Here is a 26,013-nt window from a genome sequence, read left to right on the forward strand (position 1 = left end):
CAATCGAGGATTCAATGCAGGTCTGAAGACATAAGTGTCGGAATGGCGGTTGATCCTACTACAAAATCATAGGCCTCTTAATCAGCGGGTCCTAGGTTCGAGCCCTAGTGCGCCCACCAAGCCTTTCAAAGACTTATGCAGAAACACCGTCTGAGGTTGAAAAACTAACGGTTTTTCAGACGGTGTTTTTCGACAGTCTGCTCTCAATAGTTTGAAAGGCGAACCAGGGGACGTACGGCTAGCCAGCCGCGATCTTCGGTGGCGTCCAGCCTCAATGTCTTTGAACGTTGATTGGTGCCGTCGGGGTGCACCTCAGGCACCATGGCCGCGAGCGTTCGCTCCGACGTCCCAACTCTTGTCCTCTGGATCGGCGCCGACCAGCCGGTATGGGCGACACGGATCAGACGCCTGGGTGTCGGCACCTCGCGTCGTTTTCCGCAACGACGCAAGCGACCCTTCGCCGTGACCTGCGGACCGTTCTGGAGCCAGGATGCGCCACTCGCGCGCGCGAGGTGGCCAATCAGATGACGCCGCCGAGCCGAAGCCTGACAGCTACCGTAGCGCTTCTCGAAGAGCTGGCCGCCACGCGCGCGTGATTCGCCGCCGGCCTGCTGATTGGCCCCAATTGCCACATCCCAATCTGCTCCCAATTCCTCTAAAAACCATGGACGAGCCGCCCACGAACTCACGGCGCGGAAAACCTCGCCTGGAAGCCGCCCTGCGCTCCAGGCAAAGGGGATGTCAGGACAAGCTCGGCCCCGACTCCGGAGGCGATGGCTTTTGCAATGGCGAGGCCCAATCCCGAGCCGTCGGCATCGGTGCTGCCACGCTCGAACGGGCGAGACAAGCGTTCCAGCAACTCCGGCGGAACGGCTGTTCCCTCATTTGTAACGGTCAGCACGCCAGTGTTGGAAAGAGCTACAACGACGGGCGCGTGGGGCGCTCCGTGCTTGAGGCCGTTCTCGATGAGATTGCGCGCTAGAATGGCAAAGGCATCTGTATCGATATCGAAAAGGACCGGCGTAGCAGGAATGTTGACGGCGAGCCGACCGGCCGCAGCCGGATCGCGCATCATCTCCCCGACGACCAGTTTCAGAACCGATGCGATGTCGGTCGTCTCCTTGCCCTGAAGCCGTCCACCTTCCGCCTTCGCGAGTTGCATCAACTTTTCAGACAATTGCGAAAGCCGCCGCAGCGCCACCTCGATCTGCTGGGCCCGGGTTCGGGCCGCGGTGTCCCTGGTCTCGGCGATGAGCCGTTGCGTCTGCGCGAGCGCGGCAGCCACCGGTGTCCGTAGTTCGTGCGCGGAATTGGCCGTGAAACTTCGCTCAGCTTCCAGCGCGCGTCGAAGCTTCTCCAGGAGGCCGTTCACGGCACCGGCGATCGGTCCGATCTCGGAGGGCAGTCCCGCGGCTGGAACCGAGGACAGATCGCCGGTGCCGCGCGCTTCAATGTCGCTTCGTAGGCGCCTGACCGGGGTCATCGAAACGCGCACGACGCCCCATACGGCGAGAAGGCTGAGGGGAATGAGCAATCCCAACGGCCAGGCAAGCCCGAGGAGCGCCTGGTTCGCGACCTCGCGGCGATGTGTCAGCAGCTCCGCCACCGCGATCGTCATCGTGCCTCGCACTGCAGTGTCGAAGTAGATTCGATGGGTTGGGGTGTCGACAAACCCCATTTTGGAGAAAGGAGGAAAGATCGCGTCGTCGGCGCCGTGCGAGCGCAGCAGTACGGTGCCGCGCTCGTCGCGGACCACATAAGTGAAGTACTCGTCGTGCTGCCTCAGCGTAGCGATACGCTGAGACGTGCCGTCTGCCTCACGGCCGAGGATGTCGAGCACCGCAAGTGGAAGAATCCGCTGAGCCGTTTCCTCGAGCGCGCTATCGAATACTTCGTTCATTTCGTGACGCAGCCTTTGGCCGGTCACGACGGCTGCAACAATCCAAAGGAGTGCGACGCCGAGCCCGAGCCACAGCGAGATCTGCCACTGCAGACTACGCGGGCCTTTCATGAGGCGGTTCCCAGCCGATAGCCGAGACCTCGCACGGTCTCAATGACGGCGTGTCCGAGCTTCTTGCGAAGCCGGCTGACATGGACCTCGATGGTGTTGCTCTCGATCTCTTCGCCGAAGGAATAGAGCCGTTCCTCGAGCAGCGATTTGGACAAGACCTGCCGTGGACGCTGCAAGAAAGCCTCGAGCAGCACCCATTCCCGCGCTGTCAGGGCGATGCTCTTTCCTGCACGCGTCATCGACCGAGCGGCCAGGTCGATCTGAAGATCGCCAATTCGGATGAGCGGGTTCGGATTGCCGGCATAGCGGCGAGCGACGGCGTTCAGCCGCGCCGTAAGCTCCGAGAGATCGAAGGGCTTGATCATGTAATCGTCTGCGCCGGCGTTGAGCCCTTCGATCCGGTCGGACAATTGATCAAGCGCCGTTAGGATGATGACCGGCGTCACGTCTCCCTTGGCGCGTCGATCGCGCAGCAGTCCGATACCGCGGCCGTCCGGCAGCATGAGATCCAGGAGCAAGAGGTCATAGGCCGCGGTGCCAAGATATTCCCGTGCCGCATCCAAGCGGGTCACCCAGTCCACGGAATGGCCATCCGACACAATCTGGTCGCGTACTGCCGCCCCCAGAATCGTGTCGTCTTCGATCAGCAATATCCGCATCGGGTCATTCCGCGCACCCCGTCGACCTGTGAGGTTAGAGATAATCATAGAGGAGATTCTGACGTTGACCTGAAGCAAAAGTCGCGGCGTCTTCAGGTCAACGTCAGGAAACCGGCTCAAGAAGAAGGCAGGCAGGAGCCTTGAAGCGGGAGCAAGAGAACGTGAAGAGGACAGTGTTGATTGCCGCCATTCTGCTGGGGGCGCTGACCCCCGGCATGGCGCTGGCCGATGATGACGATTGCAGCGCGCCCATGGCGCAATGGCAGCCGCGCGAAGCGGTCGAACAAATGGCGAAAGCGCGCGGCTGGACGGTGCGCAGAATCAAGATCGACGATGGATGCTATGAGATCAGGGGACAGGACGAAGGCGGTCGCGCCATCGAGGCAAAGGTTGATCCTGCATCTCTGGCTGTGATCCGCGTGAAGCAAAAACGCGGAGAGCACGACAAGGATCATGATGAAGGTGACCGAGACCGGCGAGGCGATCAGTCGGGACCAGGACGAGCAGCCGCGCCTTCGGCGCCGCCCCCCAACGGACTTATTCAGGGCGGCACGGCCCCCAAGGTCCAAGTTCAATAGCGGTCCGGAAGCGACGAGCATCGTGGGACGCAAAAGGCTGGCCCGACCGACGGACATCGCCTGAATCGAGCGAACGCGACATCGCGTTCTAGCGCGCCCCGCGTCGTGCGGGGCGTTTGCTTTTGCAGAGAGCGCCAACCTGACGGCGACCTGAAGCAGAATCGGATCGGCCTTCAGGAGCACGTCAGCCGCGCCATTCAGTTATGGCGCGATAGAAACGCCACTGTCGGAGACAGAAATGAGATCGATGATTGCCGCCCTTGCCCTGACCACCGCGCTGACCGCCCCCGGGCTGGCCATGGCGCGACCCGTCACGTTGACCACGACGCTCAACAACTACGGCGGGAACGGCGCGTATTTGGCGCTCTACGTGACCGACGCGACCGGAGCTTACAAAGGCACGCTGTGGATGGCGGGCTCCAAGTCCAAATATTACAGCCATCTCAGCGGCTGGGAGCGCAGTTCTCGTGGAAACCTTGCCGATATCAACGGCATCACCGGCGCAAGCGTCGGAGCCGGCCGTACGCTGAAAATCACGCTCGATCTTGCGGATGCGCTCTTCGATGCGGGCTACAAGCTGCATATCGACGCCGCCGCCGAGGACATGCGCGACAGCCCGTCCGAGGTGGTCGTTCCGCTGACATCCGCGGGCGCGGGCCGGCCGCTGGCAGGGCGCACCTACATCCGCTCGTTCGCTTACGACATGTAGCCTTAGGATGGGTGTGATGCTGCGCTGGATTCATAGGGGCCTGGCCTTTGCCGTCATCCTGCCGCTGATGGTGCTTGTCCTGAGCGGAGCGGTGCTGTCGGTGATCCCGGCTTGGGAAAGAGCTGGTGCGATATCGCCAGACAGCATTAGCGTCGCCGACCTCGCCGGCCGGATCGCCCACAGATATCCTGGCGTCGAGCAGATCAAGCGACTGACCTCCGGCAAGGTCATCGCCTTCTACTCCGGAGCAGCGGGCCCGGCCGCGAGCGTGGTGGACCCTTCCAGCGGCAAGCCGGTTTCGGACTACGTGCGCTCCCCGTTCGAGCGCTGGATGACAAACCTGCACCGCTCGTTCTTTCTGAGCGATGGCGGACGCATGGCCGCAGGCGCGAGCGCATTCGCGATGCTTGTCCTGACGCTGTCAGGTCTGCAGATGACGGCCCGGCGCATGGGAGGGTGGCGGCACATTCTCGGCTGCTCCCGCGGCGGCGGCATGCAACGCCTGCATACCGATCTCGGTCGGCTGGTGGCCTTCGGGCTCGTGCTGTCGGCGATGACGGCGCTGTATCTGTCGCTCACGACGTTCGGACTGATCCCGGACGGCACGGCACAGGTGTCCGCATTTCCGAGCGTGACAAGCCGCGGCCAAGCTCTTCCGGTCGAGCAAATTCAGGCTTTGCGCGGCATCGATCTTTCCCAACTGCGTGAATTGACGTTTCCCAACCCCGCGAATCCGAACGATCTCTTCCAGCTAGCCACGGCTGCAGGCGAGGGCTACGTCGACTCGGTCAGTGGAGAGCTGCTGGGTTGGCAGGACAATTCGGTCGCCCGGCAGATCTACGAATTCATCTACATGCTGCACACCGGGCAAGGGCTCTGGTGGCTTGGATTGCTGCTCGGCGTCAGCGCCCTCGGCGTGCCGCTGCTCGGGTTAAGCGGAGCCGTGGTGTGGTCGAGCAGGAAGCACGCTCACGCTCCCATCACCGACAACGTTCCCGCCCAAGATGCCGACACCGTGATCCTGGTCGGCAGCGAGGGCGGCAGCACATGGGGCTTCGCCCGCACGCTGCATGCCGCGCTGACGGCCAACGGGCACAGGGTTCACGTCGCTCCGATGGACAGCTTGTTACGATCCTATCCGTTGACGCAGCGCATGTTCCTGCTGACGGCAACCTATGGCGACGGCGCAGCGCCGGCGACAGCCGGCGCGTTCCTCAAACGTCTCGACGCGATCACCGCGCCACTGCCTTTTCCGGTCGCGGTCCTCGGCTTCGGTGATCGGCAATTCCCGCAATTCTGTCAATTCGCCCGCGACGTCGAAGCGGCCCTGGCGCGTAAAGGTTCGAGATCGTTGATGCCGCTGGTCACGATCGACCGCCAGTCCGGGCAAGAGTTTGCGCGGTGGGGCGAGGCCCTGTCGGACGTCATGGGTGAAGACATTGCGCTGATACATTTGCCGGAGCGGCCGCGTACTCATACGCTGACGCTCATCGAACGCGTCGATTACGGCGCGGAGGTGCAGGCGCCAACCTGCGTGCTGCGCTTCGCGCTGCCAAGAAGCGGCATGTTCGCGCGCCTCACAGGGCATGCCTGGCCGCGCTTCGCCGCAGGCGACTTGATCGCGGTTCTGCCGCCGGACTGCAACTTGCCGCGCTACTATTCGTTGGCAAGTTCGACCCGTGATGGCTTCGTCGAAATCTGCGTCCGCAAGCGTCCGGGCGGACTTTGCTCCGGTCTGCTTCACGGCCTTCAGCCGGGCGACAGGGTCGAGGCCTTCTTGAAGGCAAACCCCGTTTTCCGTCCTTCACATGGACGAAAACCGGTGATCCTGATCGGCGCCGGCACCGGCATAGGTCCGCTGGCAGGATTTGTTCGTGCCAACGGCGGGCGCCGGCCGATGCATCTCTATTTCGGCGGGCGCGATCCAGCCTCGGACTTTCTTTATGAGCACGAAATCGATGGCTGGCTGGGTGAGAAACGACTGACGAGCCTCACCACTGCCTTCTCGCGCGTGAAAGGCGGCGGCTATGTGCAGGATCGCCTGCGCGATGACGCCGATCGCCTGCGCGCACTCGTCGCCAACGGAGCGCAGGTCATGGTCTGTGGCGGGCGCGACATGGCAGCGGACGTCATGCAGGCGGTGGCGGACGTATTGGCGCCCCTCGGTCTGGATCCTGTCGCACTCAAAGCCCAAGGGAGGTATGTTGAAGATGTCTACTGACCTGCTCCGTCATGTATTGAGCGGCGCCACCATGGGAACGCGCTGGTCGGCGCTGCTCTATGCACCGCCGTCGACCGATCTTGCCGCGCTGGAAGCCGCATTGGCTCACGCCGTCGATTGCGTCGACCATCAGATGTCCACATGGAAGCCGGACAGCGACCTGATGCGTCTCAATGCAGCGTCGCCGGGCACCTGGGAATCCTTGCCGATTGAACTCATGCGGGTTTTGGAGCGGGGAGTTGCAATCGGACGCGCCTCGGGCGGCGCCTTTGACGTCGGCCTCGGAAGTCTCGTCAATGCCTGGGGTTTCGGACCTCCCAGTTCGGCGCCAGACGCGCAAGCGCTTCGCGCGGCTCTTCGCGAGCGGATGCCACCAACCCACACTGTTCTTGAACTGGATGTGCCGGGACGAAGGGCGCGCAAACATAGCCACTTCGCCCTCGATCTTTCGGGCATCGCCAAGGGTTTTGCCGTGGACGAGATGATGCGTGTGGTTGAGATCTTCGGCGTCTCCAATGCGCTGGTCGGGCTTGATGGAGAGTTGAAAGCGCGGGGCGCCAAGGCAGACGGAGCCTCGTGGCGCGTAGCGGTGGAAGCGCCTGACTATGAACGGCGCGGTCCGCTCGGCGTGATCGAATTGCGTGATGCGGCGGTCGCGACGTCGGGCGACTATCGGCGCTGGGTCGATATCGGGCGAAAGCGCCTCTCTCATACGATGGACCGATCGCGCGGCGGTCCGGTAGAAAATGGAATTGCGTCAGTTTCAGTCGTTGCCGCTAGCTGCATGGACGCCGATGCCTGGGCCACTGCGCTCATGGTTCTCGGTCCGGAGCAAGGCAAGGCGCTGGCGCAGAAGCAAGGACTGGATGCACTGCTCATCCAGCGGCAAAACGAGACGTTCTTGGAGATTCCTGTCGGTCCCTTGTTCTATGAGCCTCGGGGCGCGCGGCAGGAAATGAGCCCGTAAACCGGCAGACTCTCAATCACAAGCATTCCCGCGTTCTGGTCCGTGGCGAGGGCGTCGGCCTTGGTGGCTCTCAGCAAGGAGCAGATCACACGCCGCTCAATCAGCGGGTTCTAGGTTCGCCCAGCTAACCTTCATCGGTTTCTCCAGGGATCGATGCTCGGCCGAGCTCTTCCAGGGCCTGTCGCACCGACTCGACGAGGTCCAGCGCCACCGGCGAGGGGCTGCGCTGCGGTGGGAACACCGCGGCGAATTCGAAATCGATGCGCGGCATGAATGGCCGCATCACCACGCCACGGCCGTCGAATTCGCGCGCGGTGAACGGATCGCAAATCGAGACGCCCAATCCCGACGACACCATCCCGCACATGATTTCCGACAGCGTCGTCTCGACCCGCAGCACGCGCCTGACATCCTCGCGATGGAAGATCTGATCGATCAGATGCCGGCTGGTGGAGCCTGACGAGAGCGAGATGAAGGTCTCCCCCTCGAAGTCGCGCGGCACCAAGATCGTCTTCGCGCAATGCGGATGGCCTGCGGGGAGAACGGCGACGCGCGGCAGCGCCGGCAGCTTGATGCTCGGCAGCCCGGCATGGGCGATCGGCACCTCGGCAAAGCCGACGTCGCATTGCGCGTTCAGCACCCAGTCGATCACGATCGGCGAGATCACGCCGAAGAAGGCGAGGTTGAGGTTCGGCCGTTCCTGCAGGAAGTGGCCTGCGAGCCGCGGCAGATAGCCATTGGCGAGCGCGGGGAGCGCGGCAATGCGCAGCGTCCCGGTGCGCCGGCCACGGATCTCCTCAGCGGCCGCGGTGATGCGATCGAGCCCGACGAAGGAGCGCTCGACCTCCATGTAGAGCGCCGTCGCTGCCGCGGTCGGCACCAGGCCGGTGCCGCGGCGCTCGAACAGCTCCATCTTGAGCAGCGCCTGCAGGTCGCGCAGCAGCCGGCTGACCGCCGGCTGGGTCACCGCCATCAGCTTGGCGGCTTCCGTCACACTGCCGCTCAGCATCATCGCCCGGAAGGCTTCGACCTGCCGCGAGTTGATTCGCGCCATGCGTCCTCACATCCATAACATTCGCGTATGAATACGGTGCCATTATTCATTGGACGATCAAAGCCTCTGCTGCGATCTTTTTTGGCAGGGTGAGGGAAGGCTCGTTTTTTAGGCTCTTCAGCTCCGGGTTTCCTGGATCAGCGGATGCCATTGGGCAAGCCGATCTCCCTGGGACGGTTTTTTAATACCGTCTCGTATCCAAGATGATGGAGATCGGTCCGATGAAGCACCCTAAACTCCTGATGGCGGTCGGTGTCGCCATCCTGGCTTCTGCCTCGCAGGTCTGGGCTCAGCAGAAGACGCTCTATGTCGCCGGCTATGGCGGCTCGTTCGAGAAGACGATCCGCGAGGAGGTGATCCCGCCGTTCGAGCAGGCCAACGGCGTCAAGGTCGAATACGTCGCCGGCAACTCCACCGACACCCTGGCCAAGCTGCAGGCGCAGAAGGGCAACCAGCAGATCGATGTCGCGATCGTCGATGACGGCCCGATGTATCAGGCGATCCAGCTCGGCTTCTGCGACAAGGTGACCGGACTGCCCGGCGATCTGCTGGAGGTCGCGCGCTTCAAGGACGACAAGGCGGTCGCCATCGGCCTCGTCGCCACCGGCCTGATGTACAACAAGAAGGTGTTCGCCGAGAAAGGCTGGGCCGCGCCGACCTCGTGGAGCGATCTCAAGGATCCGAAATACAAGCAGCTGCTCGTCATTCCGCCGATCAACAACACCTACGGCCTCAACGTGCTCCTGATGCTGGCGAAGATGAACGGCGGCAGCGAGAGCAATGTCGATGCCGGTTTCAAGATCTTCAAGAATGACATCAATCCCAACGTGCTGGCCTACGAGCCGTCGCCCGGCAAGATGACCGAGCTGTTCCAATCGGGGCAGGCGGTCATCGCGGTGTGGGGCAGCGGTCGCGTGCAGAGCTTTGCCAACACCGGCTTCCCGGTCGATTTCGTCTATCCGAAAGAAGGGGCCGTGAGCCTGCTGACGACGGCGTGTCCGATCGCCAAGCCGTCGGTCTCGCCGCTGGCCTCGAGCTTCATCAAGCTGCTGCTCGATCCGAAGATCCAGCTCACGATGCTGAAGGAATATGGCTATGGCCCGGTCGTGAAGTCCGTCGTGGTCCCCGAGGGCGTGGGCGCGATGGCGCCGATCGGCGAACGCGCCGCCAAGGTCTATGCGCCCGATTGGACCGTGGTCAACGAAAAGCGCGAGGAATGGACCAAGCGCTGGAATCGCGAAGTCGAACGCTGACTGGTTGTTTGTTGCGAGCCTCTCGTTGACGACGGTGTTCTCCCTTCCCCGCAAGGGGGAAGGGAAGTGCACCGTGCGCGGGGCGCCAGTATTCCTCGCCCATCTGGATCCAAAGCATGTCCTTCCTCGAGATCGATCGCGTCGGCAAATCTTTCGGCCCCAACGCGGCCGTCGAAGAGTTCAGCCTCGGCGTCGCCAAGGGCGAGTTCATCTCGTTCCTCGGCCCCTCGGGCTGCGGCAAGACCACCACGTTGCAGATGATCGCGGGCTTCCTCGATCCCTCACACGGCGCGATCCGCCTCGAGGGCAGGGATCTCGTCGCAGTGCCACCGGCGAAGCGCGGCCTCGGCATCGTGTTCCAGAGCTACGCGCTGTTTCCTCACATGACCGCCGCCGAGAACGTCGCGTTCGGCCTGGAGATGCGCAAAGTCGCGCGCAAGGAACGCGAGGAGCGCGTGCGATCGGCGCTCGCGCTGGTCGGCCTTGCCGGCTATGAGGACCGTCATCCCCGCCGCATGTCCGGCGGCCAGCAGCAGCGCGTTGCGCTCGCGCGCGCGCTGGTGATCCGGCCGAGCCTGCTGCTGCTCGATGAGCCCCTGTCCAACCTCGATGCGCGCCTGCGCGAGGACATGCAGATCGAGCTGCGCCAGATCCAGCGCGATCTCGGCACCACGACCATCCTCGTCACCCATGACCAGATCGAGGCGATGTCGCTGTCCGACCGCATCGTCGTGATGAGCAAAGGCAGGATCGAGCAGATCGGCACGCCGCAGCAGGTCTACGAGCAGCCGGCTTCCGCCTTCGTCGCGCAGTTTCTCGGCAAGACCAACGAGTTTGCTGCGACCGTGGACCACACCGGGGGGCAGGCCAGACTGGTCGCGGGATCGTGGAGTGCGCCGGCGCCGGCCGGCGTGGCCGGCTCCGTCGCCGTCAGCGTCCGGCCCGAGCGCATCAACTTCGGCGACGCCGGGCTTGCAGGGCGCATCACGAGCCGCATCTTCCAGGGCAATCACTGGCTGTTCCAATGCGACACCGAATGCGGGCCCGCCATCGTAATCCGGCAGAATGACGGCCAGCCGCAGCCGGAGCAGGGCGCAGCGGTGCATCTCGTCTGGCAGGTCTCGGACATGAGCCTGCGCGCTGCGAAGGCTGCAGCATGAGCGCGACCATCGCGTCCAACTCGTCGGAGACGCGCGCCGGCCTTTCGCTGGCGCTGCCGGCCTTGATGCTGTTCCTGGGCGTCGTCGTGATCCCGTTGGCGATGACCGTGATGCTGTCGTTCCACGATTGGGGCCAGTACAAGGGCATCGAGCCGGTCTTCATCCTGAAGAACTGGCGCGAGATCGTGGACGATCCCTACTACGCGGAGATGTTCTGGCGCACCTTCCGCGTCGCGGTGCTGGCGACCTTGATCACGGCGGTGTTCGGCGTACCGGAGGCCTATATCCTCAACCGCATGCAGGGGCCGTGGAAGGGTCTCTTCCTGCTGGTGATCATCGGCCCGCTGCTGATCTCGGTCGTTGCGCGCACCCTCGGCTGGGCGCTCCTGTTCGGCGGTAACAACGGGCTCGCCAACAAGCTCCTGATGACATCAGGCCTGATCGAGTCACCAATCAGGTTCATGTTCACCGAGACCGGCATGGTGATCGCGCTGGCGCACGCGATGATGCCGTTCATGGTGCTCGCGGTGTGGACCGCGCTGCAGCGGCTCGATCCGCAGGTCGAGAATGCGGCGCTGTCGCTGGGGGCAAGCTCGCTGACGGTGGTCCGCCGCATCGTGCTGCCGCAGATCATGCCGGGCGTGCTGTCGGGCGCCATCATCGTATTCTCGCTGTCCGCCAGCGCGTTCGCGACGCCGGCGATCATCGGCGGCCGCAGGCTCAAGGTCGCGGCGACGCTCGCCTATGACGAATTCCTCAATACGTTGAACTGGCCGCTCGGCGCCGCGGTCGCCGTGCTGCTGCTGATCGCGCTCGTCCTGATCGTCGTCGGATCCAACGCGCTGATCGAGCGCCGCTATCAGGAGGTGTTCCGATGAGCCGGAACGGCCCTCTGGCGCTGATCTTCCATGCCGTGTTCGTCGTCTTCATGGTGGCGCCGATCGTCGTCGTGTGCTGGGTCGCGTTCACGCCCGAAGGTTTTCTGTCGATCCCGATCACCAGCTTCTCGCTGCGCTGGTTCAGGGCGCTCGCCGACTATCCGGAATTCGTCCACGCCTTCGGCGTGAGCCTGTGGCTCGGCGCGCTGTCGTCGTGTGTGGCACTCTTGTTCGCGGTGCCGGCGGCGCTCGCGATCAGCCGCTATCGCTTCCGCGGCCGTGACGCGCTGTCGGCGCTGTTCCTGTCGCCCTTGATGATCCCGCACGTCGTGCTCGGCATCGCCTTCCTGCGCTTCTTCACGTCGGTCGGCGTCGGCGGCACCTTCGTGGCGCTGGTGATCGCCCATGTCGTCGTGGTGTTTCCGTTCGCGCTGCGGCTGACGCTTGCGGCCGCGACCGGCATGGACCGGTCGATCGAGATGGCCGCGGTCTCGCTCGGTGCCGACGGCTGGACCATGTTTCGCCGCGTCACCTTGCCCGCGATCCTGCCGGGCATCGTGAGCGGCTGGATGCTCGCCTTCATCCAGTCGTTCGACGATCTGACCATGACCGTGTTCCTGGCGACGCCCGGCACCGAGACCTTGCCGGTGCGCATGTTCCTCTACATCCAGGACAACATCGATCCGCTGGTGACGTCGGTGTCGGCCAGCGTCATCGCCATCACCATGACCGTTCTGATCGTGCTCGATCGCGTCTATGGCCTCGACCGCGTGCTCACCGCCAAAGGCGGCGACGCAGGACGATAGGAGATACTACGATGAGAGACTATGACGTCGCCGTCGTCGGCGGCGGCCTGCTCGGCTCTGCGATTGCCTGGGGGCTCGGCCGGCTCGGCCAGCGCGTCGCCGTGCTCGACGAGGGCGACATCGCCAAGCGTGCCTCGCGCGCCAACTTCGCGCTGGTGTGGGTGCAGAGCAAGGGCCTGGGCATGCCGGCCTACACCGGCTGGACGGTGCGCGGCTCCAAGGCGTGGCCGAAGCTCGCCGAGGAGCTGAAGGCGCAGACCGGTCTCGACGTGGTGCTGCAGCAGAACGGCGGCTTTCATCTCACCCTCGGCGAGGCCGAGTACGAGCAGCGCACCCAGCTCGTCGCGCGCATGCACAACCAGGTCGGCGCCGCCGACTATCAAATGGAGATGCTGCCGGCGTCCGAGGTGAAGAAGATGCTGCCGCTGATCGGCCCGGAGGTCTCGGGCGGCAGCTTCTGCCCCTATGACGGTCACGTGAATTCGCTGCGCACCTTCCGCGCCCTGCACGTCGGCATGAAGCAGTTCGGCGTCGATTATCTGCCGGAGCGTGCGGTCGGGGCGATCGCGCTGGACGGCAATGAGTTCAGGCTGACGACGGCGCAAGGCGAGATCCGCGCGGCGAAGGTCGTGCTCGCGGCGGGAAATGCCAACCAGACCCTGGCGCCGATGGTCGGGCTGTCGGCGCCGATGGGGCCGACGCGCGGCCAGATCGTCGTGACCGAGCGCACGATGCCGTTCCTGCCGCATCCGTTGACCACGATCCGCCAGACAGACGAGGGCACGGTGATGATCGGCGACAGCAAGGAGGACGAGCTCGACGACCGCGTGCAGAACCATCCGATCAACGCGGTCATGGCCGATCGCGCCCAGCGCACCTTCCCGCATCTGGCGCGGCTCAACGTCGTCAGGAGCTGGACCGGCATCCGCGTGATGCCGAAGGACGGCTTCCCGATCTACGAGCAGTCGGAGAGCCACCCGGGCGCCTTCGTCGCCTGCTGCCATTCCGGCGTGACGCTCGCGGCGAACCACGCTTTCGACATCGCGCGCATGGTCAAGGACGGCGCGCTCGAGCCGGAGCTGGTCGGTGCATTCACAGCCAGCCGCTTCGACAGCGAAGCGGGAGCGGGCGGCAGTGGCTACTACTGAGGGATGACGGCGCAAGGCGCCATGGAGACGATGATGTTCAAACGAACTGAGGGTGATGCGAGGGGATCGGTGACGATCCATGTCGGGGGCCAGCCGGTTGCCGCGCGCGAGGGTGACTCCGTGTCGGCGGCGCTGCTCGCCTCCGGCCTCGACGTCCGGCGCGCCACCGCGGTCAGCGGCGCAAGGCGCCTGCCTTATTGCATGATGGGCGTGTGCTTCGACTGCCTCGTCACCATCGATGGAGTCGGTAACCGGCAAGGCTGTCTCGTGCCTGTCGCCGAGGGCATGCAGATCGAAGTCCAGAAGGGCAAGCGGGAGATCGGCAAATGAGCGCCGCGCCGAAGCATGATGAATATGACGTCGTGGTGATCGGCGCCGGTCCTGCGGGCCTCGCTGCTGCAGAGATGACGGCTGGCGCCGCTCTGTCGACGCTGCTGATCGACGAGAACACCGGCCCCGGCGGCCAGGTCTGGCGTGCGATCGATGCGACGCCTCTGAAGCGCGAAGCGCTGCTCGGCGCGGACTATTGGTCCGGCAAGCAACTCGTGAAAGCCGCGCGCGACAGCGGTGCGGAGATCATTCATCGCGCCACGGTGTGGAGCCTCGACCGCAATCTCGAGATCGGCGTCTCGGTGGCCGGCGGCTCGGCCTTCATCAAGGCCAAGCGGGTCATCATCGCGACCGGAGCGCAGGAGCGTCCGTTCCCGATTCCCGGCTGGACCCTGCCCGGCGTGATGACCGCGGGCGCGGCGCAGACGATGTTGAAATCCTCCGGCCTCGTGCCTGACTGCCCGACGATTTTGGCCGGGCAGGGGCCGCTGCTGTGGCTGCTCGCGGCGCAGATCCTGCGCCTCGGCGGCCGCATCGATCGCATTCTCGACACCACCCCGCGCGCCAACTACATCGCGGCGCTGCCTCATGCCCTCGCGTTCCTGACCTCGCCCTATTTCGGCAAGGGGCTCGCGATGATGCGCGAGGTGCGCGCGAAGGTGCGCGTCACCAGCGGCGTGACCGAACTCGTGGCAGAGGGCGAGGGCAAGCTCTCGGCGGTCAGCTACGCCACAGCGGGCGGCAAGCGCGAGACACTGGCGGCCGAGTTGCTGCTGCTGCATCAGGGCGTGGTCCCCAATGTGAATCTCGCGATGGCCGCCGGTGTCGAGCATCGCTGGAACGAGCTGCAGCTGTGCTGGACTCCGGTGCTGGATGCCCTTGGTAACAGCTCCATTCCCGGCATCGCCATTGCCGGCGATGGCGCCGGCATTGGCGGTGCGCAGGCGGCCGTGGTGCGCGGCCGGCGGGCGGGCGGGGATGCGATCAAGGCGCTTCGCCCGCACGCAAAGGTCACCGATAGGTCTGCGGAGCTGGCCCGCGCCGAGCGCGGCAGGACCTTCCTCGACGTTCTGTTCCAACCGGCAAAGCAGTTCCGTATCCCGCAAGGCGACACCATCGTATGCCGCTGCGAGGAGATCACCGCCAAGGACGTGCTCGACTCCGTCGCGATCGGCGCCACCGGGCCGAACCAGCTCAAGGCCTATCGCCGCACCGGCATGGGGCCGTGCCAGGGGCGGCTGTGTGGCCTCACCGTCACCGAGCTGATGGCCGAGGCGCGCGGCAAGACCCCGCAGGAGATCGGCTACTACCGGCTGCGCGCGCCGGTGAAGCCGATCATGCTGTCGGAGCTCGCAGGCCTGCCGAAGACCGAAGAGGCCACCAAGGCCGTGGTGCGCGGATGACGGTGAAGACGGATGCCATCATCGTGGGTGGTGGCATTCACGGCTGCTCCACCGCGCTGCATCTGTGCTTGGCAGGGCTCAAGCCCGTGCTGATCGAGAAGGACTATGCCGGCCGCCACGCCTCCGGTGTCAACGCCGGCGGCGTGCGCCAGCTCGCGCGCGACGTCGCGGAGATTCCGCTGTCGATCCGCTCGATGGGCATCTGGGAGAACATCAGCGACCTGGTCGATGATGATTGCGGCTTCGAAAGCTTCGGCCAGGTGCTGATCGCCGAGAACGACGCGGAGCTCGACGCCTGTCGCGCCCGCGTCGCCGATCTCAACGCGCGCGGCTTCAGCCACGAGGAGCTGATCGACGGCACGGAATTGCGTCGCCTCGTGCCGGCGGTGGCGGAGAGCTGTCCGGGCGGCGTGGTGTCGCGGCGCGACGGCGCGGCGCAGCCCGCGCGCACCACGACGGCGTTCCGCCGCAAGGCGGAGCAGCTCGGCGCGCTCATTCGCGAGGGCGTGGCGGCGACGAACATCCGCAAGGACGGCAAGCTTTGGCATGTCGACGTCGGCTCCGAGAGCTTTGCCGCTCCGGTGCTGGTCAATGCCGCCGGCGCCTGGGCCGGCCGCATTGCGGAACAGTGCGGCGAGCCGGTGCCGGTCGAGACCATCGCGCCGATGCTGATGATCACGTCGCCCGTCGCGCACTTCATCGATCCCGTCGTCATCCTGCGCGGCCGCAAGCTGTCGTTCAAGCAGTTCCCCAACGGCACGGTGCTGATCGGCGGGGGCCATCTTGCAACGCCCGACCAGGACCGCAACGAGACCGTGCTCGACTGGCGCAAGCTGTCGGAGAGCGCGCGCACCGTCGCGGAACTGTTCGCGGTGATGCGCCGCGCGACCATCGTGCGCGCCTGGGCCGGCATCGAGGCGCGCATGCGCGACGACATTCCGGTGTTCGGGCCGAGCGCCGTTCACGACGGGCTGTATCACCAGTTCGGCTTCTCGGCGCACGGCTTCCAGCTCGGCCCCGGCGCCGGCGCGGTGATGGCCGAGCTCATCGCGCACGGCGGCACCCAGACGCGCATCGGCGATCTCAGCATCGCGCGCTTTCAGAACTCCATCCCTTCACCATCCACATGAGGACATGATGACCATCACCCGCAAGATCCGCTCCGCCATCCACCACCGCATCGTCGAGGCCAACGGCTTCGTCTTCATCGGCGGCACCATCGCCGACGATACCTCGGTGTCGATGGGCGACCAGACCCGCAACATCCTCGACAAGATCGACGGCTTCCTGAAGGAAGCTGGCACCGACAGGTCGCGCGTCGTCTCCGGCCAGATCTTCGTCACCGACCTGTCGAAGAAGAAGGAGATGGATGCGGCCTGGACTGCGTTCTTCGGCGACGACCTGCCGGTTCGCGCCACGGTCGGCGTCTCCGATCTCGGCGGCGGCGCGCTGATCGAGATCGTGGTCACGGCCGTCAAGGGTTGAGCATCGCGCCGCATCGAGCGGTCAATCGATCACGTGCGGGGCTCGCTCCGCGCGTGATTTGCTTTTCGGTCCAATTCGATCGAACATGAGCCTGTCCGTCCACCGCACGCGCCGAAAGCCGACATCATGAATGAAGAGCGTAGCCTGCCGCGTCCATCTGCTGGCCTGAAGGCAGTGTTCGCTCACATCGAGAATCAAAAGCAGGATTTCCTGGCCCGCGTGATGGACTATGTCCGGCATCCCTCGATCAGCGCTCATAACATCGGCATCACCGAGGTCGCCGCACTGCTGGTCGCCATGCTGCGGGAGATCGGCCTCGACGCCGAGACGATCGCGACCGCCGGGCATCCGATGGTGCTCGGACGCTGGCAGAAGAAGCCGGGCGCACCTACCGTGCTGCTCTACGGGCACTACGACGTGCAGCCGCCGGATCCGTTGGAGCTGTGGCTGAGCCCGCCGTTCGAGCCGACCATCCGCGATGGGCGCATCTATGCCCGCGGCATTGGCGACAACAAGGGGCAGCATTTCGCGCAGCTCATGGCGATCGAATCCCATCTCCGAGTGCATGGCGAGCTGCCCTGCAATGTGATCTTTCTGCTCGAAGGCGAGGAGGAGATCGGCAGCCCGCGCATCGCCGATTTCGTCGCTGAGCATCGCGACGGGCTGAAGGCCGATTTCGTCGTCACCGCGGACGGGCCGATGCACCCCTCGGGGCGGCCGACCATGACCTATGGCGTGCGCGGCATGTGCTCGTTCGAGCTGCGCGCGAAGCACGCCAGCCGCGACGTGCATTCTGGCAACCTCGGCGGCATCGTGCCGAATCCGATCTGGACGTTGGTCCACCTGCTCGGGACGATGAAGAATGCCGCGGGCGAGATCACTATCGACGGTCTGCATGACGCAGTCGTGCCGCCGAGCGAGCTGGACATTGCTGCCGTGAAGCGCCTGCCGCTGGACCTCGATGCCGCCAAGGCGAGCCTCGGTCTCAGCCATCTCGATGCGCCGCCCGATCGCGGCTACTACGAACGTCTGATGTTCCATCCGACGCTGACCATCAACGGCTTGCACGGCGGTTATGGCGGACCGGGCAGCAAGACCGTGCTGCCCTGCGAGGCCTTCGCCAAATGCGACATCCGCCTGGTCGAGGCGATGACGCCGGACGACGTGTTGGCGAAGGTGGAGGCGCATGTGAAGCGCCATGCGCCGGAGGTGGAGTTCATCCGGCGCGGCGGCATGCTGCCGTCGCGCGTGCCGCTCGATTCGCCCTTTGGCGCGATCGTGCGCGATGCCATCGCGCTCGCGCAGGGCCTCACGCCGCTCGAATTCCCGTGCACCGGCGGCAGTCTGCCGGACTACGTCTTCACCAAGCTCCTCGGCATTCCCGCCTTCGTCGTTCCCTATGCGAATGCCGACGAGGCCAATCACGCGCCCAACGAGAACATGACGATCGACTGCTTCTACAATGGCATCCGCACCGGTGCGGCACTGCTCGACCGCGTCGGCGCGCGCGTGCGCTGATGCCGGCGGAACGGCCATCACGATTCCGCGTGCAGTGCGGGAGGCGTCATCGAGCAGCCACGAACGGATGGCAAGCACACGGTCGTCCGCCGCCTTGCGGGTGAATCGGCCGCACGCGGCGAGATCGCGCATGGATTAACGCAGTTGATATCGCCTAGTCTCGGAAGGGATTAGTAATCGCCGCTTCAGGGCTCGGAGCTGCCACATGCACGACCCCGTTGACCAGCCGAGTGATTCGGCAAGTTCCGCTTTCCCTTGCGCGCGCGATCAGCGCAGCGCTCCGGAACACCCCGCCGCGGTTCCTGTGATCCAGCTCGACCACGCGCCAGCAATCGAGCCTGCGCCCAATGTCGATGAGGCTGCACAAAGCCCTGGCGCTCTCGGTCGGAAACGAACCGATGACGCGCATCTTGTCACACCAACCATGTGGCGCTGAGAAGGTCCCGCTCTTGGCGGCGATCGAACATGCGATGTTCGGCGACGAGTTCCTGAAGAACACCTTCGCCAACAACATTCGAGACTTTTGAGATCGCCACCTACAAGTCGCGGCTCGCATTGTGCCGTGCCGCCGGTGTCGAGGAGGGTTCGCGCGCCCCGCGAGCAGTCGTTGCAGGAGGAGGACCGATGGCAGGGTGGGTCGACTCCAATGCCGAGAAGGTCACGGAATTTGCTGGGTATGAGGAGCGTCAGGCGGCGTAACCTGGCGGTATCTCGGTCGGGATATGGAACCCGTCAGCGCGATGACAACCTCCGGTATCATCCGGATACCCACGACTCTCCTGATCTAGTAAGTAAAAACTAGCCCTTCTTGGGGCGTTTCCTCCCTGGACTTGGGCCGCCTGCACTTCGTGTGTCGGCGGCCTCTTTCTTTCAGGGGGGTGGGGTGGTGCTCTGGCCCCCGCAATCGGCCCCATGGGCGTTCGGTCCAGTCGCGCTCCTCCAAGCCGGTGATATCTCCGCGACAGTGTGAGATCGAGATCGCCCCACGCCGCGTCGCCGACCGGGCGCGTGCGACCGGAGCCTCAGCGCCGCGCGTGCTGCCAGCGCAGCAGCCGGCTCTCGGCCGCGCCCATCGCGAGCGCGGTCGTGTAGCCGATGATTCCGAGCAGCATCACGCCGGCAAACAGATCCGCCGAGCGGAACGAGCGCGCCGACAGCAGCACCCATTGGCCGAGGCCGTCGAGACCGGCGAGCATCTCGCAGACGACGGCGAGGATCAGCGCGACCGTGAGGCTCAGCCGCATGCCGGCGAGGATGTCGGGTGCCGCCGATGGCAGCGCGATCTTGAAGATCACGGCGAGCCGCGACATGTGCAGCACCCGCGCGACTTCGTAGAGTCGTGGTTCGACCGCGGCGAAGCCGTGGATCGTCCCGAGCAGCAGCGGCCACAGCGAGCCGAACGCGATCACGAACAGCGCCATGCCCTGGCTCAGTCCAAGAACGGCGATGGCGACAGGAATGATCGCTGAGACCGGCAGCGGCCGCAGCAGCTCCAGGGTCGGTGCGACGTAGATGCGCATCGCCTTCGAGGAGCCGATCATGGCGCCGAGCGCGATGCCGGCGGCGGAGGCGAGCAGCCAGCCATAGGCCATATGCGTGAGGGTGCCCGTGAGCTTGGTCAGGAGATCGCCGCTCGTGAAGCCGCGCAGCAGCGCCGCCCAGGCGCGGTCGGGGCTGGGAAGAAACACCGGTGATATCAGCCGCTGATCGGCGGCGCACTGCCACAGCACGATGATGCCGGCGGCGACGGCGAAGCTGGCGAGGCGCCAGGCGGCGACCGACCACTTCATGCGGGGTCTCCCATCGCGGCCGCGCGCTCGAACAAGCTTTGTTGTGCAGCCATCAGCGCGGTATTGAGCGCAAACCCGGTCACGCCGATCCATACCAGATAGGCCAGCATCAGATCGGGCCGCAACGCCTGCTGCGCGGTCATGATGGCGGCGCCGAGGCCGAGCGGGTTGATCGCGATCTCCACCGTGACCGCGACGATCAGCGCGATGCCGGCGGCGAGCCGGAACGCCAGAAAGATGCGGGGCAGGGCGGCGGGGATGACGATCTTCCTGATGCGATCGCGCTGCGTCAGCCGCAGCACGCGCGCCACCTCGATCAGCCGCGGCTCGATGCCGCCCACCGCGGCACGCGTCACGATCAGCACCGGCCAGACGCAGGCAAAGGCGACGATCGCGATCTCCATGCGATAGCCGAAGCCGAGCGCGATCAGCGCGATCGGCAGCAGCGCCACTGAAGGAATGGGCCTGATCGCCTCGATCGTGACCTCCATCAGCCGGTTGAAGATAGGCGACAGGCCGAGCGCGATGCCCAGCACGAGGCCGATGGTGCCGCCGAGCGCGAGGCCGGCGAACACCGAGGCGAGCGTGTCGCGCGTCGCCGCCAGCAGCGAGCCGTCGGTCAGCGCGCCCAGCAAGGCGAGCGCGATCGCGCTCGGCGGCGCCAGCGAGTCGCTCTGCACGCCGGCGAGCCGCATCCAGGCTTCGAACACGAGCAGTGCCGCGAACGGCAGCAGCGCGGGCTTGATGCGATCCGGCATCGTCATTCGCTCGCCTTGATGAAGTCGAACAACTCGCGCCGCAGCCGCAGGAACTCCGGATGCTCGCGCGTCGCCAACTGGTCGCGCGGCCGCGGCAGGCCGATCTTCAATTCCAGGCCGACGCGGCCGGGATGCGGCAGCAGGCCGACCACGCGGTCGCCGAGATAGATCGCCTCCTCGAGATCATGCGTGACGAACACGACGGTGGCGCCGGTCGCCGCCACCAGCGCCAGCATCTCGTCCTGCAGTCCCTGGCGCGTCATCGCGTCCAGCGCGCCGAACGGCTCATCCATCAGCAGCACCTTCGGATCCTGCGCGAGGCAGCGCGCGATCTGCAGCCGCTGCTGCATGCCGCCCGACATCTCGGTCGGATATTTGGCCGCATGGCCGGCGAGCCCGACCTTGGCGAGCAACTCGGCGATGCGCGCCTCGCGCTGTGCGGAGGGCATTCCGATCGTCTCCAAGGCCAGCGAGATGTTGCCGGCGGCGGTGCGCCACGGCAGCAGCGCCTTGCCATAGTCCTGGAACACGACGGCGATCTCGCGCCGCGGCGCGCGCATCGCCTCGCCCTCGAAGCGCACGCTGCCGCCGGTCGGCTGGTACAGCCCGGCCGCCAGCCGCAGCGCCGTGGTCTTGCCGCAGCCGGAGGCGCCGACCACGCACAGGATCTCGCCAGATGCGACCTCCAGGCTGATCGTGTCGATGATCGTCTTGCCGCCGAGCACCAGCGCGACATCGTCGAAGGCGATCTGCGCGCGCGCAGGCGAGGGAGATGATTGCACCAATGCGAGGGCAGGCTCTGCCATCTCAGGCTCCCTTCGGATGCGGATAGACGATATCGACGGTCGAGCACAGATGTGCCTCAAGCCGCGCCTGGGCCGCGGCGGCATTGCGCGCGAGCACGAGGTCGGCGAGCGTCTCGTGCTCCTTGATGAATCCGCTGCCATCCTCGAAGCTGCGCATCATCACGCGGCGGTAGCGATAGGCCTGGTCGTAGAGATCCGAATGAGCGGCAAGCAGGCGCCGTGATCCGCAGGCCGCCAGCAGCGCGGTGTGAAACGCCTTGTGCAAGCGATCGAACTCCGGCGCGCCTTCGCGGAACTCGCTCTGCATGCGCTGGATGTAGCGGCGCATCTGATGGAGCGCGGCGATGATGCCGGCCTCCCATTGGTCGTCGCCGCTCTGCATCGCCAGCCGCAGCGCCTCTTTCTCCACGACAGTGCGCATGCGCGTGATGTCGACGAGATCGTCGCGGCTGACCTCGGCGACGCGAAAACCGCGCTGGCCGATGCCGACGATCAGGCCGCGCGACACCAGCCGCGACAGCCCCTCGCGCAGCGGCGTCGGCCCGATCTCGTAGCGCCTGGCGAGCTCGACGATCCCCAGACGCGAGCCGGGGGCCAGAATGCCGGCGACGATGTCGCGCTCGATCAGGGCGGCGGCGCGCTCGCTGAGCGTGTCGCCGCTCGTCGGCTCAGTCTGCAGGATCGGGTTCGTTGCCGTCATCAGTCGAGGATCAGCTTCTTGAGGTCGAGCTTGGTCTGCAGCATCTTCTGCGCCGACATCACGTCGATCCACCAGGCCAGCTGCTCGGGTTTCAGGACAGGCTCTGAATAGTTGGGCGTCGTGAGCTTGACCAGCTCCAGCGGCTGCTTGGTGAATTTGGCGATGGCGGCCGAGGCCTTCTCACGATCATTGTTCACGATCGGGGCGGCCTCCGCGATGGCGGCGCGGAATTTCTTCACCGTCTCCGGGTTCTTCTCGGCCCATTCGCGCGAGGCCGCATAGAAGATGATCGGCTCGGTGCGGGCGAGTTCGGCGGCGTAGCGCGCGCCGACCGTGCCGAGGCTGGCATTGGTCATGCGCGTCACGAACGGTTCGGCCGTCAGCACCGCATCGACGCCGCCCGACTTGATGGTGTCGGCCATGGTCGGAAACGTCACCTCGACGAAGTTGACGCTTCGTGGATCGACGCCCTTCTCGACCAGCCATTTCACGAACAGCACGTGCAGGAAGGCGCCGATGCCGGGGGCGCCGACCTTCTTGCCCTTGAAGTCCTGCGGCCCAGTGATGGTGATGCCGTTGCGCACGAAGGCGGCGACCGCATCGTTCGAGGTCTTGTTCATGATCGAGGCGCCGGAGACCGCGACGAGGTCGAGCCCACCGTCGGCGGCCTGGAGGAACACGGTCGAGGTCGGCCCGCCGATCTGGATCGAGTTGGAGAGGATGGCGGCGGGGATGTTCGAGTTGATCCCGATCAGCACCATCTCTGCGTCGAGCCCGTGCTTCTTGAAGAGACCCTCATCGACCGCGACCATCGCCGAGGCGCAGTCCGAGGTGGCGGTGCAGCCGATCTGGATCTTCTCCGCGCGTGTCGCAGATGTGAGCACAAGCGTGGCCAGCACCGATCCGAGCGCAGCACTGATGATCCGATGACGCATCCTTGACTCCTCCCCGGGCGCCCGTCTCTCGGACGCCTCTTGTTTATCGATATTTTATATGTTTGTATATTTTTAGACAGAACACAAGGGGAGGCCAGCGTGAAACTTGCGACATTTCGGGCGGAAGGCGGGGAGCGGATCGGCGTCGTCCATGGCGGCGATTCCAAGCTTTTCGACCTCACCGCGGCCGCCGATCGTGCTGGCAAGAGCAATCCGGCGTTCGGCTCGATGCTGTCGTTGATCGATGCCGGCGAAGCCGCGCTCGACGCAGCACGCGCGCTGGTCGAGCGCCATGGCAGCGACGAAAGCCTCTCGCGCGACGTCGGCGGCACCGAGCTGCTGGCCCCGGTGCCGGAGCCGCGGCAGATGCGCGACGGCATGTCGTTTCCGCTGCACATCCTGCAGGCGCCGCGCGGCCAGCGAAAGCTCGCGGCGCGGCAGCGCGGCGACGCGCAGGAGCTCGCGCGCATCGATGCCGAGCCGCTCGGCGAATTGCCCGAGGTCTATCGCAAGGTCCCGATCTTCTACATCACCAACCGCTTCAGCGTGCGTGGCCCGAACACGACGGTGAAATGGCCGCGCTACAGCAAGGTGATGGACTATGAGCTGGAGTTCGGCATCATCACCAGGGGCAAAGGCAAGGATATTCCGGCCGCGAAGGCGCGCGATCACATCTTCGGCTTCACGATCTTCAACGACTTCTCCGCGCGCGACACGCAGCGCATCGAGATGGACGGCCGGCTCGGCCCCTCCAAAGGCAAGAGCTTTGACGGCGGCAACGTGATGGGGCCGTGGATCGTGACCCCCGACGAGATCGGCGATCCCTATCGCCTGAAGATGGAGGCGCGGGTCAACGGCGAGGTCCGCTCGCGTGGCGTCAGCGAGGGCATGCTATTTTCGTTCGAGGAGCTGATCGCCTATATCAGCAAGGACGAGACCCTGATGCCCGGCGAGTTCATCGGCTCGGGCACCGTCGGCAACGGCTGCGGTCTCGAGCTCGGCTGGTATCTCGAACATGGCGACGTGATCGAGCTCGAGGTCGAGAAGATCGGCATCCTGAAGAACAAGGTCGAGCGGCAGGACGTCTGATCCTGCTGCCGACGACAACAACCAATAACGACAAAGCGAGAGGACCGCCCATGGCCCGCAGACTGATCGACATCTCCGTGCCCTTGCAGAACGACGTGCCCGCCGATCCGCCCGGCAATCATCCGACCATCACCTATATCGACCATCAGCAGGGCCTGCCGCGCATGCTGCAGTTCTTCGACGGGCTGAAAGCCGAGGATCTGCCGGACGGGCAGGGCTGGGCGGTCGAGCAGGTGAATCTTTCGACCCACAACGGCACGCATCTCGATGCGCCCTGGCATTTTCATCCGACGATGAATCGCGGCGAGCGCGCCTGGACCATCGACGAGGTGCCGCTGGAGTGGTGTCTGCAGCCGGGCGTGAAGCTCGACTTCCGTCGTTTCCCGGACGGCTATGTGGTGACCGCGAGGGATGTCGAGGATGAGCTCAAGCGCATCGGCCACACGCTGTCGCCGCTCGAGATCGTCGTCGTCAATACCTCGGCCGGCGCGCGCTTCGGCCAGGCCAACTACGTCAATTCGGGCTGCGGCATGGGCTATGAGGCGACGATGTATCTGCTCGAGCGCGGCGTGCGCCTGACCGGCACCGACGGCTGGAGCTGGGACGCGCCGTTCGTGTTCACCGCGCAGAGATACGCCGAGACCCACGATGCCGCGCTGATCTGGGAAGGCCACAAGGCCGGACGCCACATCGGCTATTGCCATCTTGAGAAGCTGCACAATCTGGAGCAACTGCCGTCGACGGGGTTCATGGTGTCGTGTTTCCCGGTCAAGATCGAGCGCGCCTCGGCCGGATGGACGCGGGCGGTGGCGATCATCGAGGGGTGAGGCGGCTAATCTCCGATTGAAGTCACGACATGGGTTTTGGCGCGTTTGATCTCGCGTCATTCCGGGGCGGCGCGCGCCAGCGCGACGAGCCCGGAATCCATCGAGCCGCGCGACGTGCTGAAGGATGGATTCCGGGTTCGCGCTGCGCGCGCCCCGGAATGACCGAGGAGAGCACTCGGCAAAGCCAAAGAGGGAGCTCGTCGCGCGCCGTGGTGACAGTTGCGAGCCGACCTTGACTGCAAAATCAGGCCGCTCTCTCTCAGCTCGCTTTAGCAACTACACGCCAGCATGACCTCGTTCCGCCGCAGCACCGGCAGGGTCCAGGGCGGATTGTAGAACGCGAGCAGCGGCGATCCGGCGACGGTCAGCCCCTTGCGCTGCGCGTAGTCGCGCAGTGCGCGGGTCTTTTCGGCGACGATGCCGTCGGAGGTGGAGCCTGAGAAGGTGAGTGCGACCGTGCGCTGAGCCGGGACGGCCGTCAGCTTGATCCGCGCGTCTTCCGGTGGAGGCAGCTTCTGCAGCGTCCAGCTCGACGGCATCACGAAGCTGACGCTCCAGCGATCGCTGGCGGTCTCGTCGCCCGCCGTCGGCAGCGCGGTCGCCTGCTGCTGCACCGGTGCCGTCATCGCAATCTTGGCTTTCGCACGGTTGGCGCCGAAAATGTAGCCGGCGATGATGCGAAAGCCTTCCTCGATCGCCGGCTTGCGCGCGCCCTGCACCTCGGCCTGCGCGATGATCATCGGTGCATAGGCGCGGATTTCGAAGTCGCCATCGCGCGAAACGACGTCGTATCTGGGATGTTCGACCCGGCTCATGAGCGGCCCTGCGGCAATGACGGCGCCGGCGAGGACAAGCACGGTGGCGCCTGCGAGCCAGATCAGCATGCGGCGTCTCCTCGGTGGTGTCGGCTCGGTCATGGCGGTTGCGC

The 26,013-nt window shown here is 65.2% G+C and carries 26 protein-coding genes; 17 read left to right on the plus strand and 9 right to left on the minus strand.

The genetic code is table 11. From position 1 onward, the window contains the following. Window positions 1–685: 685 nt before the first annotated feature. Both QX073_RS08110 and QX073_RS08115 read right to left on the minus strand, forming a co-directional pair. Window positions 686–2,011: an ATP-binding protein gene (locus QX073_RS08110; protein ID WP_316225603.1), complete on the minus strand. Its 1,326-nt coding sequence runs from the start codon at window positions 2,009–2,011 to the stop codon at window positions 686–688. Next, the gene (locus tag QX073_RS08115; protein WP_315713274.1) at window positions 2,008–2,670 is read right to left on the minus strand and encodes a response regulator transcription factor; all 663 of its coding nucleotides are present in this window, start codon (window positions 2,668–2,670) and stop codon (window positions 2,008–2,010) included. Before QX073_RS08115 ends, QX073_RS08110 begins: the two co-directional genes overlap by 4 nt. Window positions 2,671–2,831: 161 nt before the next feature. Between QX073_RS08115 and QX073_RS08120 the strand changes: the two genes are divergently transcribed. The 4 genes from QX073_RS08120 to QX073_RS08135 all read left to right on the plus strand — a co-directional run bounded on the left by QX073_RS08120 (window position 2,832) and on the right by QX073_RS08135 (window position 7,145). Beyond that, the gene (locus tag QX073_RS08120; protein WP_316189452.1) at window positions 2,832–3,248 is read left to right on the plus strand and encodes a PepSY domain-containing protein; all 417 of its coding nucleotides are present in this window, start codon (window positions 2,832–2,834) and stop codon (window positions 3,246–3,248) included. A gap of 238 nt (window positions 3,249–3,486) precedes the next feature. After that, on the plus strand, window positions 3,487–3,957 hold the full coding sequence (locus tag QX073_RS08125; RefSeq protein WP_315752777.1) for a DUF2271 domain-containing protein: 471 nt from the start codon (window positions 3,487–3,489) through the stop codon (window positions 3,955–3,957). A gap of 16 nt (window positions 3,958–3,973) precedes the next feature. After that, window positions 3,974–6,178 (plus strand): PepSY domain-containing protein, encoded by a 2,205-nt coding sequence (locus QX073_RS08130; RefSeq protein WP_316225604.1) that lies wholly within the window; start codon window positions 3,974–3,976, stop codon window positions 6,176–6,178. After that, window positions 6,159–7,145 (plus strand): FAD:protein FMN transferase, encoded by a 987-nt coding sequence (locus QX073_RS08135; RefSeq protein ID WP_316166020.1) that lies wholly within the window; start codon window positions 6,159–6,161, stop codon window positions 7,143–7,145. Before QX073_RS08130 ends, QX073_RS08135 begins: the two co-directional genes overlap by 20 nt. Window positions 7,146–7,269: 124 nt before the next feature. On the opposite strand, the gene QX073_RS08140 is transcribed toward QX073_RS08135, so the two are convergent. Beyond that, window positions 7,270–8,199 carry a LysR substrate-binding domain-containing protein gene (locus tag QX073_RS08140; protein ID WP_315752780.1) on the minus strand — a complete coding sequence of 310 codons (930 nt, stop codon included), beginning with the start codon at window positions 8,197–8,199 and terminating at the stop codon, window positions 7,270–7,272. A 221-nt stretch (window positions 8,200–8,420) separates the two neighbouring features. On the opposite strand from QX073_RS08140, the gene QX073_RS08145 reads away from it, so the two are divergent. The 11 genes from QX073_RS08145 (at window position 8,421) to QX073_RS08195 (ending at window position 18,707) form a co-directional block, all read left to right on the plus strand. Next, the gene (locus QX073_RS08145; RefSeq protein WP_316225605.1) at window positions 8,421–9,452 is read left to right on the plus strand and encodes an ABC transporter substrate-binding protein; all 1,032 of its coding nucleotides are present in this window, start codon (window positions 8,421–8,423) and stop codon (window positions 9,450–9,452) included. Window positions 9,453–9,568: 116 nt separating this feature from the next. Beyond that, window positions 9,569–10,612, plus strand: coding sequence for an ABC transporter ATP-binding protein (locus tag QX073_RS08150; protein ID WP_316166023.1), 1,044 nt, complete (start codon window positions 9,569–9,571; stop codon window positions 10,610–10,612). Continuing rightward, on the plus strand, window positions 10,609–11,490 hold the full coding sequence (locus QX073_RS08155; RefSeq protein ID WP_315713263.1) for an ABC transporter permease: 882 nt from the start codon (window positions 10,609–10,611) through the stop codon (window positions 11,488–11,490). Before QX073_RS08150 ends, QX073_RS08155 begins: the two co-directional genes overlap by 4 nt. Next, entirely contained in the window at window positions 11,487–12,296 is an 810-nt protein-coding gene (locus QX073_RS08160) for an ABC transporter permease (RefSeq protein ID WP_316166024.1), read from the plus strand. The genes QX073_RS08155 and QX073_RS08160 overlap by 4 nt, the downstream gene beginning before the upstream one ends. A gap of 11 nt (window positions 12,297–12,307) precedes the next feature. Then, window positions 12,308–13,444 (plus strand): FAD-dependent oxidoreductase, encoded by a 1,137-nt coding sequence (locus QX073_RS08165; RefSeq protein WP_316166026.1) that lies wholly within the window; start codon window positions 12,308–12,310, stop codon window positions 13,442–13,444. A 33-nt stretch (window positions 13,445–13,477) separates the two neighbouring features. Continuing rightward, the gene (locus QX073_RS08170) at window positions 13,478–13,774 is read left to right on the plus strand and encodes a (2Fe-2S)-binding protein (RefSeq protein ID WP_315713257.1); all 297 of its coding nucleotides are present in this window, start codon (window positions 13,478–13,480) and stop codon (window positions 13,772–13,774) included. Further along, the gene (locus tag QX073_RS08175; protein ID WP_316225606.1) at window positions 13,771–15,177 is read left to right on the plus strand and encodes an FAD-dependent oxidoreductase; all 1,407 of its coding nucleotides are present in this window, start codon (window positions 13,771–13,773) and stop codon (window positions 15,175–15,177) included. Before QX073_RS08170 ends, QX073_RS08175 begins: the two co-directional genes overlap by 4 nt. Then, window positions 15,174–16,307 carry an FAD-dependent oxidoreductase gene (locus QX073_RS08180; RefSeq protein WP_316225607.1) on the plus strand — a complete coding sequence of 378 codons (1,134 nt, stop codon included), beginning with the start codon at window positions 15,174–15,176 and terminating at the stop codon, window positions 16,305–16,307. The genes QX073_RS08175 and QX073_RS08180 overlap by 4 nt, the downstream gene beginning before the upstream one ends. 7 nt (window positions 16,308–16,314) lie before the next feature. Further along, window positions 16,315–16,662, plus strand: a complete 348-nt coding sequence (locus tag QX073_RS08185; protein ID WP_316192870.1) for a RidA family protein — start codon at window positions 16,315–16,317, stop codon at window positions 16,660–16,662. A 126-nt stretch (window positions 16,663–16,788) separates the two neighbouring features. Next, entirely contained in the window at window positions 16,789–18,180 is a 1,392-nt protein-coding gene (locus QX073_RS08190) for a M20/M25/M40 family metallo-hydrolase (RefSeq protein WP_316174187.1), read from the plus strand. Between the two features lie 347 nt (window positions 18,181–18,527). Further along, a complete protein-coding gene (locus tag QX073_RS08195; RefSeq protein WP_316174186.1) occupies window positions 18,528–18,707 on the plus strand; it encodes a hypothetical protein in 180 nt (59 codons plus the stop codon). 495 nt (window positions 18,708–19,202) lie between these two features. On the opposite strand, the gene QX073_RS08200 is transcribed toward QX073_RS08195, so the two are convergent. Genes QX073_RS08200 through QX073_RS08220 form a run of 5 tightly spaced genes read right to left on the minus strand, consistent with a single transcriptional unit; the run spans window position 19,203 to window position 23,169 of the window. Beyond that, the gene (locus QX073_RS08200; RefSeq protein ID WP_315752795.1) at window positions 19,203–19,970 is read right to left on the minus strand and encodes an ABC transporter permease; all 768 of its coding nucleotides are present in this window, start codon (window positions 19,968–19,970) and stop codon (window positions 19,203–19,205) included. Beyond that, the gene (locus QX073_RS08205; RefSeq protein ID WP_315752796.1) at window positions 19,967–20,734 is read right to left on the minus strand and encodes an ABC transporter permease; all 768 of its coding nucleotides are present in this window, start codon (window positions 20,732–20,734) and stop codon (window positions 19,967–19,969) included. Before QX073_RS08205 ends, QX073_RS08200 begins: the two co-directional genes overlap by 4 nt. Continuing rightward, window positions 20,731–21,534: an ABC transporter ATP-binding protein gene (locus QX073_RS08210; protein ID WP_315752797.1), complete on the minus strand. Its 804-nt coding sequence runs from the start codon at window positions 21,532–21,534 to the stop codon at window positions 20,731–20,733. The genes QX073_RS08205 and QX073_RS08210 overlap by 4 nt, the downstream gene beginning before the upstream one ends. Before the next feature lies 1 nt (window position 21,535). Next, window positions 21,536–22,234, minus strand: coding sequence for a GntR family transcriptional regulator (locus tag QX073_RS08215; RefSeq protein ID WP_315825202.1), 699 nt, complete (start codon window positions 22,232–22,234; stop codon window positions 21,536–21,538). Next, window positions 22,234–23,169: an ABC transporter substrate-binding protein gene (locus QX073_RS08220; RefSeq protein WP_316225608.1), complete on the minus strand. Its 936-nt coding sequence runs from the start codon at window positions 23,167–23,169 to the stop codon at window positions 22,234–22,236. Before QX073_RS08220 ends, QX073_RS08215 begins: the two co-directional genes overlap by 1 nt. 99 nt (window positions 23,170–23,268) lie before the next feature. On the opposite strand from QX073_RS08220, the gene QX073_RS08225 reads away from it, so the two are divergent. Together QX073_RS08225 and QX073_RS08230 are read left to right on the plus strand one after the other, a co-directional pair. After that, window positions 23,269–24,258, plus strand: coding sequence for a fumarylacetoacetate hydrolase family protein (locus QX073_RS08225; RefSeq protein WP_315752800.1), 990 nt, complete (start codon window positions 23,269–23,271; stop codon window positions 24,256–24,258). A gap of 50 nt (window positions 24,259–24,308) precedes the next feature. Then, window positions 24,309–25,085, plus strand: coding sequence for a cyclase family protein (locus QX073_RS08230; RefSeq protein WP_315713232.1), 777 nt, complete (start codon window positions 24,309–24,311; stop codon window positions 25,083–25,085). A gap of 269 nt (window positions 25,086–25,354) precedes the next feature. On the opposite strand, the gene QX073_RS08235 is transcribed toward QX073_RS08230, so the two are convergent. Then, window positions 25,355–25,969, minus strand: a complete 615-nt coding sequence (locus QX073_RS08235; RefSeq protein ID WP_316225609.1) for a heme-binding protein — start codon at window positions 25,967–25,969, stop codon at window positions 25,355–25,357. Between the last annotated feature and the right edge of the window lie 44 nt (window positions 25,970–26,013).

Origin of the sequence: Bradyrhizobium sp. SZCCHNS3052 (genome assembly GCF_032484495.1) — a bacterium.
GTDB lineage: Bacteria > Pseudomonadota > Alphaproteobacteria > Rhizobiales > Xanthobacteraceae > Bradyrhizobium.